At 63.5% G+C, this 8,985-nt stretch carries 10 protein-coding genes; 6 read left to right on the forward strand and 4 right to left on the reverse strand.

The genetic code is table 11. From position 1 onward, the window contains the following. Positions 1-222 precede the first annotated feature (222 nt). Together QZ266_RS06945 and QZ266_RS06950 are read right to left on the reverse strand one after the other, a co-directional pair. Positions 223-1,200 (reverse strand): M20/M25/M40 family metallo-hydrolase, encoded by a 978-nt coding sequence (locus QZ266_RS06945; protein WP_295693143.1) that lies wholly within the window; start codon positions 1,198-1,200, stop codon positions 223-225. Positions 1,201-1,278: 78 nt separating this feature from the next. Beyond that, positions 1,279-1,782: a YHS domain-containing (seleno)protein gene (locus QZ266_RS06950; RefSeq protein WP_295693146.1), complete on the reverse strand. Its 504-nt coding sequence runs from the start codon at positions 1,780-1,782 to the stop codon at positions 1,279-1,281. Between the two features lie 158 nt (positions 1,783-1,940). On the opposite strand from QZ266_RS06950, the gene QZ266_RS06955 reads away from it, so the two are divergent. The 6 genes from QZ266_RS06955 (at position 1,941) to QZ266_RS06980 (ending at position 7,419) form a co-directional block, all read left to right on the forward strand. Then, a complete protein-coding gene (locus QZ266_RS06955; RefSeq protein WP_295693148.1) occupies positions 1,941-2,174 on the forward strand; it encodes a BolA family protein in 234 nt (77 codons plus the stop codon). Next, positions 2,174-3,001: an aldo/keto reductase gene (locus QZ266_RS06960; RefSeq protein ID WP_295693151.1), complete on the forward strand. Its 828-nt coding sequence runs from the start codon at positions 2,174-2,176 to the stop codon at positions 2,999-3,001. The genes QZ266_RS06955 and QZ266_RS06960 overlap by 1 nt, the downstream gene beginning before the upstream one ends. A gap of 33 nt (positions 3,002-3,034) precedes the next feature. Then, the gene (gene grxD / locus QZ266_RS06965) at positions 3,035-3,367 is read left to right on the forward strand and encodes a Grx4 family monothiol glutaredoxin (RefSeq protein WP_295693154.1); all 333 of its coding nucleotides are present in this window, start codon (positions 3,035-3,037) and stop codon (positions 3,365-3,367) included. A 151-nt stretch (positions 3,368-3,518) separates the two neighbouring features. After that, the gene (locus tag QZ266_RS06970) at positions 3,519-4,892 is read left to right on the forward strand and encodes a trehalose-6-phosphate synthase (RefSeq protein ID WP_295693157.1); all 1,374 of its coding nucleotides are present in this window, start codon (positions 3,519-3,521) and stop codon (positions 4,890-4,892) included. Next, positions 4,889-5,653 carry a trehalose-phosphatase gene (gene otsB / locus QZ266_RS06975; protein WP_295693159.1) on the forward strand — a complete coding sequence of 255 codons (765 nt, stop codon included), beginning with the start codon at positions 4,889-4,891 and terminating at the stop codon, positions 5,651-5,653. The genes QZ266_RS06970 and otsB overlap by 4 nt, the downstream gene beginning before the upstream one ends. Continuing rightward, entirely contained in the window at positions 5,650-7,419 is a 1,770-nt protein-coding gene (locus QZ266_RS06980; RefSeq protein WP_295693161.1) for a glycoside hydrolase family 15 protein, read from the forward strand. The genes otsB and QZ266_RS06980 overlap by 4 nt, the downstream gene beginning before the upstream one ends. Positions 7,420-7,428: 9 nt before the next feature. Here the strand turns inward: QZ266_RS06980 and QZ266_RS06985 are convergent, their stop codons facing one another. Together QZ266_RS06985 and rpsD are read right to left on the reverse strand one after the other, a co-directional pair. Further along, complete coding sequence (locus tag QZ266_RS06985; RefSeq protein ID WP_295693162.1) at positions 7,429-7,956, reverse strand: hypothetical protein; 528 nt, start codon at positions 7,954-7,956, stop codon at positions 7,429-7,431. A gap of 252 nt (positions 7,957-8,208) precedes the next feature. Continuing rightward, positions 8,209-8,826 carry a 30S ribosomal protein S4 gene (rpsD, locus tag QZ266_RS06990; protein WP_295693165.1) on the reverse strand — a complete coding sequence of 206 codons (618 nt, stop codon included), beginning with the start codon at positions 8,824-8,826 and terminating at the stop codon, positions 8,209-8,211. Positions 8,827-8,985: the final 159 nt, after the last annotated feature.

An 8,985-nucleotide genomic window follows, 5' to 3' on the forward strand; every position in this document is an offset into this window, starting at 1 on the left:
CATCCCGGTCCATGTGGTCGGCCTCGCCGGCGGCAAGGCGGTCACCGTCAATGGTGCCCACCCGCTGGAACTCGATCGCCTTCGCGCCGCCTGGGAGGGCTGGATGCCGGGTCTGATGGACCAGCTCGTCGAAGCCGCCGAGTAAAAGCTTATCCAAGACGACCCCAAACAAAAAGGCCGCCGCGGTTTCGCGACGGCCTTTTCATTGCTTGAGCTACGACCTTAGCGCCCCGACGCCTCACCGATCATGTCGAGCTGTTCGTCTGATACGCGCGCGAAGTCCGCGACCGCGGCGGCCGCATCCTGGAAGAAGTCCAGCGTCATGTTCTCGTAGGTATCCGTCGGCTGGTGGTAGTGCGGATGGAAGTCGACACCCAGATAGATGAAGGGAATGCCGGCGGCGTGGAAGGCCCCGCTATCGGTGAGATTGGTCCAGTCACCGCCCGGCTCTTCGGTCGGCTCGTCATACCCCATGGGCATGGAGACGCTCGCCCGCTCCGCGACCTCATCGACGATCGGCGTGAGGAAGGGATAGTGATAGGTCCCGACGGCCCAGAGGATGCGATCGGTCGACATGGCGACCATGTCCATATTCAGATTGAAGGTAATGTCCTCGGCCGGGATTGGCGGGTTCTCGACAAAGGCGCGTGCGCCCTGAAGACCATTTTCCTCGGCATCGACCAGGGCAATGATCACATCATGCTCGGGCGGCTCGGCCAGGAACATCTCGGCGACGGCGAGCACGGAAGCAACGCCGGACGCATTGTCGTCGGCACCGTTCCAGATCTGCCCGTCGCGCATGCCGACATGGTCATAATGCGCCGTGACCACCATGGTGCGGTCGCTCTCGCTGCTGCCGTCGATCCGGGCGAGGATATTGATCCCGTCCACCTTCTCGCCGGTCCGGCGCGATTCAAAGCTGAACGGGTGCTCGTAATTGCCATCGATCGGCTCTGCGCCCATCGCCTCGAGGCGCGTGATGATATAGGCCCGGGCACGTGCATTGCCGTCGGTTGCGACCGCCCGGCCCTCCATGTCATCGGCTGCAAGCACTTGCAGATCCGTGAGCAACTGGCTCCGGTCCAGCGTCCAGGCCGCCTGTTCGGCAGCGCTCGATTCCATCGCGCCAGGCTGGAGTGCGGCGCAGCCCGTCGCGAGAATGGCCAGTGAGATTGCAGTAGTAGCCAGAATGGCGCGCATGGAAGACCCCTCGAAAATATAAACCGCGCGGAGTGTCGCATGCAGGGTCAGCCAACCCCACCCAATTTTCCGTAACAATCAGAACCAGCGACTGGGCCGGGCAGCCGGGGCGTCCTCATGGTCGGGCCAGTTCGCTTCGGATTGCTCCAGATAACCGGGAATATCCCGCTCCCAGCGCTCCTGGATGGAGGGCGAGAAATTCATGTAGAGCACGCCATCGACCACCCGGTAGGCGAGCGGATCGGAGCGCACCTTGCGATCATTGGCCAGCGCATAGGCGCAATGCCCGTCATAGGCCGGAACATAGCGCTCCGGATCGGCAAGGAAGATCTCGCGATTGGCCTCGGTGGCGAAATACCAGGTGACACCATTATGGTCCGCGGTGATCGTATCGAGACCGTCCAGGGGCATGTCTTCGGTGTGATAACTGACAATGTCATAGCCACCGACCGGTCGCCCGTCGCGGTCGAGATATGGCTCGCCGGCCTGCGCGGCGCCCGCCGGTAGCAGAAGGGCCAGCATCAGACCGATGAGGCTGAACCGGGGCCGGAAGCGTTTTTTGGCAGTGCTCGAGGCGGTCATGGTCTTTTCCCTTGCAGCGGTCACGACTAGCTTGGCGCTGATATGGGCTGTCACGAACCATCCGGATAGTGCACGGCCCGACACATGAGGTCACGCTCACGCGCGTCGAGCGTGAACCGCCGTGACCGCCAGGCCCGACGTCGCAACAAGGAAATGCCATGCCCATGCCCGCCGACGACATCATCGCCCTGATCAAGTCCGGTATCCCGGACGCCGAAATCGAGATGACCGATCTGGCCGGCGATAATGACCACTGGAAGGCCGTGGTCACGGCCGAGAGCTTCCGCGGCAAGCTGCGCGTGGCCCAGCACCAGATGGTCTATGCCGCTCTGGGCGAGAAAATGGGCGGCGAATTGCACGCCCTCGCCCTGGAAACGCGAACGCCTGACTGATGATCGGGACCGACAGCTTCTCGCGACTGGGTTTCGGGGTAACCGGGCCGCACGCCGGACTGGGCGCCGGACGCGGCATGACAACGCGTCTGATCCACCAGGCCGTCGACCAGGGCGTCACCTTCTTCGATACCGGTCCCGCCTATGGCAAGGGCGAGGCAGAGCGCCGGCTGGGGGCTGCTCTCAAACGCCTGCCCCGCCGGTCGGCCTTCGTGGCGACGAAGGCGGGCATACATCCGGGCGGCTATCGGGACTTCTCCGCCGGTGCAATCGAGATGTCGCTCCGGGATTCGCTGAAACGCCTGCAGCGCGACCATGTCGACCTGCTTCTGCTTCACGGGCCCGCAGCTGACGAGATGACGGACAAGCTGCTGCGACGGCTCGATGCCTTTCGCGAGCGCGGCATGATCCGCCATCTCGGTGTTTGCGGCCGCGACGCCGAGTTGGACCGGGCGATCTCGCTCGGTGTGTTCGATGCCTTGATGGCGCCGGTCAATCAGAGCCTCGAACCATCCCAAATCGAGCGTCTTGAGCGCGCGCGCAGCTCTGGACTGTCCGTGATCGGGATCGAGACCATGGCTGGCGCCAGACGCGCCTCCGGACCACCCGCATCGCGCGGGGATTTGTGGTATCTGGCGCGCCAGATAAAGCGCCGCCTGCGCCGCGATCCGCCTGCCGAGGCCGGACCACCGGCGAGCGAGGCGCTGCGCTGGGCGCTGACGCGGCCTTTTTGCGACAGCGCAGTCTGCCTCACCACGCGCCCGGCCCACCTTGCAGCCAATGCATCACTGGTTGCCGCTCTTGAAGCGGGCGAGCCGACGCCTTAGCTATCGGCGAGGATCAATCCGAGGAGTTCCGCCATGTCCACGACCGCCCAGGACAGCATCAAGTCGACCATCGACGCCAATGACGTCGTGCTTTTCATGAAGGGCACACCGGTCTTCCCGCAGTGTGGCTTCTCCTCCGTCGTCGCCCGCGTCCTCGACCATCTCCAGGTCGAATTCGAAAGCGTCAACGTGCTCGAGGATGACGGGGTCCGCCAGGGTATCAAGGACTTCTCCAACTGGCCGACCATTCCCCAACTCTATGTAAAGGGCGAGTTTGTCGGTGGATGTGACATCATCAAGGAGATGTTCGAGACCGGCGAACTGCAGGCCTATTTCAAGGAAAAAGGCGTCGGCGGTACCGCCTGATTCCGGCATTCCTCCTGTCAGGGGATTGACCGATTTGAGGCAATCCGGCTCGACAAACTGGCAATTCCAGTCGCGCTCGCCCTGATGCGGGCCATCGCCTTGCCCGATCCTCGCGCTACGTGGAACACCGATCCACGAGCAAGGAGTGATGATGGGCCGTCTGATCGCAATATCGAACCGTACCGCCGCCGACCCAAAGGCGCGCGCCGGCGGGCTGGCGGTTGCCGTCTGGGAGTCCCTCAAGGCAACGGGGGGAAGCTGGTTTGGCTGGAGCGGCGAGCTGGTCGACGAGCTCCCGCGCGGCACCAGCGTGTTTCGCGATGAGGGCGTCGAGTTCGTCCTCACCGACCTCACCCATGACGAACATGAAGCCTATTATCTCAACTACGCCAACAGGGTGATCTGGCCGGTCTTCCACTACCGACTCGACCTGGCCAGTTTCGACAGCGAAGCCTTCAGCGTCTATTCCGCCGTCAATCAGCGCATCGCCAATCTCGTCGCCGACCGCCTGACCGCGACCGATACGGTCTGGGTGCATGATTATCACTTCCTGCTGATGGGTGACGCCCTGCGTCATGCCGGCTGGGAAGGTCCGACCGGTTTCTTCCTGCACATTCCCTTCCCGCCGCCGGAAATGTTTCGCGCCATTCCCGAGCACCACTGGATCGCCCGGGCCCTGTGCGCCTACAGCGTGATCGGCTTCCAGTCCGAGGGCGACCGCTCCAATTTCGTACGCTATCTGGTCGATGATTGCGGCGGCGAGGTCCTTGCTGATGGCCGCATCGCGGTTTTCGGAACAACCACGCGGATCGCCGCCTATCCGATCGGAATCGATCCGCAGGGCTTTATCAAGGCGGCTCATTCCCCGGAAGCCGACCGGGCCGCGGAACGGATCAGCCGCTTTCTCGGCGGGCGCGAATTTGTCATCGGTGTTGACCGGATGGATTATTCCAAGGGGCTGCCGCAACGCTTCGAGGCGGTCGGACAGCTATTCGACGACCATCCGGAACTGCACGGCAAGGTCTCGGTGACCCAGATTGCACCGCCCTCGCGCTCCAAGGTCGAGGAGTATCAGGAATTGCGCCTCGAGCTCGATCAGCTCGCCGGACGCATCAATGGCGATCATGGTGATCTCGACTGGATACCATTGCGATATCTGGCCCGGTCCTACACGCGCGAGGAATTGGCCGGTCTCTTCCGCATTGCCCGGGTCGGGCTGGTCACGCCGCTGCGTGACGGCATGAATCTGGTCGCCAAGGAATTCATCATGGCCCAGGATGACGAGGACCCCGGCGTGCTTGTCCTGTCGCAATTTGCCGGCGCGGCCGAGCAGATGAAGGATGCCCTCATCGTCAATCCGCATGACCGCAACAAGGTCGCCGACGCCATCCACCAGGCGCTGACCATGTCGCTGGAGGAGCGCCAGGAACGTTGGCGCAAACTGCGCGACATCGTCTGCGAAAAGGATATCAGCTGGTGGCGAAATCGTTTCCTCCAGGATCTTCAGCCCGCCATCCCCGCATGACCGAAACGCCAAGTCCTGCCCTCGCTGCCCTGGCAGCGAGCGATGCCGCACCGCCGCCGCTCGACCCGGGGCGTGAGGCCCTGTTTCTGGATTTCGACGGGACGCTGGCACCCTTGCAGGACGATCCGGACACGGTCTGGCTGCCGACAGGCGGCGACATGACCCTGCAGACGCTCTCGCGGTCGCTGGGCGGTGCTCTGGCGGTCGTCAGCGGTCGCGACATCCGTGATCTCGATCGCCGTATCCCGGGCGCCCTGTGGCGGGCTGGTGGGCATGGCTGTGACATTTGCGCGCCCGGGCGTCATCCATCGGCCTGGCAACCACCGGCGCCTGACCCCCTGTATCAGGCGGCCTACGCGCTCGCCGCGAAGACACAAGGAGCGCGACTGGAGACCAAGGGCCCGGTCCTGGCCATCCACTATCGCGCCAATCGCGCGGCGGGCCCTGCCCTGGGCAAGACACTGGCAGCCATGGTGGCCGACCACCCCGCTTATGTCCTGCAAGCCGGCAAATGTGTGTATGAGCTCAAACCCGCCGGAGCGAGCAAGGCGCGCGCTGTCGAGCGGCTGATGTCCCTGCCGGCCTTTGCCGGGCGGCGCCCTGTGATGATCGGCGATGACGCCACGGACGAGGACGGCATGAAGGCGGCCATCGATCTCGGCGGTCGCGCGATCAAGGTCGGCGCCGGCGACAGCCTGGCCACGGCGCGCCTCGACGATCCCGCCCAAGTCTGGACCTGGCTGGAGGCCCAACTCCCATGACATCACTGCAACTCGGCATTATCGGAAATGGCACTATCGCCGGACTGGTCGACCAGGAAGGCGCGCTGAGCTGGCTTTGCCTGCCACGTCTGGATGGCGAACCGGTCTTCAACCGTCTGGTCGGCGGCGACGGCGCTTTCGCCGTTGCCCTCGCGGGCCAGGTCACGGCGCGACAGCGTTATGTTCGCAATACCGCCGTGATCGAGACCGAGCTGGAAGCGGCGGACGGCTCGGCCATCCTGATCAGTGATTTCGCACCGCGCTTCATGGACAAGGGGCGCATGTTCCGACCGGCCTCGACCGTGCGACGGATCACGCCGCTGCGCGGCATGCCGCGGATCGCCATCACGCTGAGTGCGGCTTGCCGGCACGGAGCCGGCGCCATGACGCCCAAGCGCGGGGTCAGCCATGTCAGCTTTCTCGATGACCGTGCCGGCTTCCGCATCACGACGGACGCGCCGCTTTCCTACATCATGGACCAGCGTGAATTTGTGCTCGATCACGAGATCGCCTTCGTCCTCGGACCCGATGAAAGCCTGTCGGACTCGGTCGGAGCGATGGCCAAGGACTGGTTCGAGCGCACCTGTGCCCATTGGCAGGACTGGTCGCGCCGCCTCGCCACCCCGCCGGAATGGCAGGAGGCGGTCATCCGGGCAGCCATCACGCTGAAGCTCTGCGTCTATGAGGAGACGGGCGGCATTGTCGCGGCGCTGACAACCTCGATTCCCGAACATGCCGATAGCGAGCGAAACTGGGATTATCGCTTTTGCTGGCTGCGTGATGCCTATTTCACCGTCACCGCCCTCAACCGGCTTTCGGCAGTCGGCACGCTGGAAGGCTATATGGCCTATCTGCGCAACACGGTGGCGCTGACCAAGGGCGGACATATCCAGCCGGTTTTCGGGATCGCGCTGGAAACCGATCTGACAGAGACCATCGCCGACGCCCTGCCCGGCTATCGCGGCATGGGCCCCGTGCGCTTCGGCAACCAGGCCGCCGAACACATTCAGCATGATGTCTACGGCCACGTCATTCTGGGCGCGTCCCAGGCCTTTTTCGATGATCGCCTGCAATCCAAGGCGGGCCAGCTGGAGTTCGAGCATTTCGAGGTCGTCGGAGAGCGCGCCTATGCGGTCTACAACACGCCCGACGCCGGGATCTGGGAATATCGCGGCCGGGCCGATGTCCACACCTCCTCCGCCATCATGTGCTGGGCGGCCTGCGACCGCCTCGCCCGGATCGCCAATGAGCTGGGCCTGGCCGACCGCCAGGCGTATTGGGCCGTGCGGGCAGAGGAAATCCGCGAGACCGTGCTGCGCGAAGCCTGGAGCGAGACGCGGCAGGCCTTCACCGGCGCCTTCGGCGGCGAGGCGCTGGACGCGTCTGTTCTCCTGATGGCCGAGATCGGCTTTATCGCTCCGGAAGATCCGCGCTTCATCGCCACGGTCGAGCGGGTCGATGAGGAATTGCGCGACGGCTATCATGTCTATCGCTACCGGGTCGCCGATGATTTCGGCAAGCCGAAGACAGCCTTCACCGCCTGCACCTTCTGGCATATCGACGCATTGGCGCGGATCGGCCGGCTCGACGACGCGCGGGCCATGTTCGAAGACGTTCTCGCCCATCGCACAGAGCTGGGCATATTGTCGGAAGACATCGATACGGCGAGCGGTGAGCTGTGGGGCAATTTCCCGCAGACCTACTCCATGGTCGGCATCATCAATGCCGCCTCACGCCTGTCGCGCAGCTGGGATGCGGTGGTCTGAGCGCGCGGCCTAGCGGCGGCTGGCCGGATAGGTGCGGGCCTCATTCCAGTCCCAGGGACGCTCGGTATCAACCGGGTTGAGCACGATCACCTGGCCACCGATCGGCACACCGAGTTCCTCGAAACCGAAGCCCAGCTGGGTGCCCCATGGCGCCTCGGTTTCACACAGGTCCTCGGCCTCGCGGGTCAGGCGAACCGTGTAGATATCATCATGATATTGCTGAACATCGACGCGAAAATCAGCGCGTGACGTACAGCCATTCGTGTCGGCATGGACGATGAGGATGTCATCCTCGATGACGCGCCAATAGATGATGTTCTCAAGCGACGGGTCCGGAGCCGGAGCCTGCCGGTTGGTGCCCGGAATGCGCATGTCGGAGATATTGATCGTCGGCAGGGCCGGCATTGCCGGCATAGGTGGCAGGCTCGGCAGGAAGCGATTGCGCGCCTCGACCTGCGGATCCCCGCTCGTCGCACATGCCGTCACAGAAACAGCCAGTCCCAAACCAGCCAATACGCCGCGCCAACGCCCTGCCATACTTGCCCCCAAGAAATCCCCAATACACACCCCGACACCCGCATATTTGCCCCTGCAGGCTTCGAAGCAATCTCATCCAAACAGGGATCAGGCCCGGATCAACCATGGACTCGTGAGACGCGAATTTCCGAAACGATGTGCTGCGGCGCGAGGCAGGCCTGCACGCGTGCGCGGCAGCTCTCCCGCCGGGCCACGAAAAAGGCCGCCCCGGATATCCGGAGCGGCCTCTTTGCACGATCGATTGTCGTCCTCTTACGAGGAGTAGAATTCGATGACCAGGTTCGGTTCCATCTGCACGGCGTACGGAACTTCAGAGAAGTCCGGCATGCGCACGAAGGTGGCCTTCATCGCCTTGGGATCGAGATCGACATAATCGGGAACATCGCGCTCCGGGCTTTCCAGGGCTTCCAGGACCAGGGCCATCGAGCGCGAACGCTCGCGGACTTCAATCACGTCACCCGGCTTGCAGCGGTAGGACGGGATGTTGACCTTGATGCCATTGACCTTGACGTGGCCGTGATTGACGAACTGGCGCGATGCGAAGACCGTCGGCACGAATTTGCAGCGGTAGACGATGGCGTCCAGGCGGCTTTCCAGCAGACCGATCAGCAGTTCGGCGGTGTTACCCTTACGGCGGGAAGCTTCGTCATAGGTACGACGGAACTGCTTCTCGGTGATGTTGCCGTAATAACCCTTCAGCTTCTGCTTCGCCATGAGCTGGAGACCGAAATCGGACATCTTGCTCTTGCGGCGCTGACCGTGCTGACCCGGGCCATAGGAGCGCGAGTTGACCGGAGACTTCGGACGGCCCCACAGGTTTTCACCCATGCGGCGGTCAATTTTGTATTTCTGCGAATGACGCTTCGACATGTTCTCTCTATTCGATGCGGCCCGGCGCGCCTTCCCTCAAAGGCGTGCGATCTAAACGGCGGTTCTCGCATCGTCCCGTTGGTGTTGAACGATCCGGGGTCAGGCCCCGGCGAGGGAAGCGCGGGTTTTACCTGTGTGGACAGGGAAGTCAATGGCGGG

Origin of the sequence: uncultured Maricaulis sp. (assembly GCF_905480005.1) — a bacterium.
GTDB lineage: Bacteria > Pseudomonadota > Alphaproteobacteria > Caulobacterales > Maricaulaceae > Maricaulis.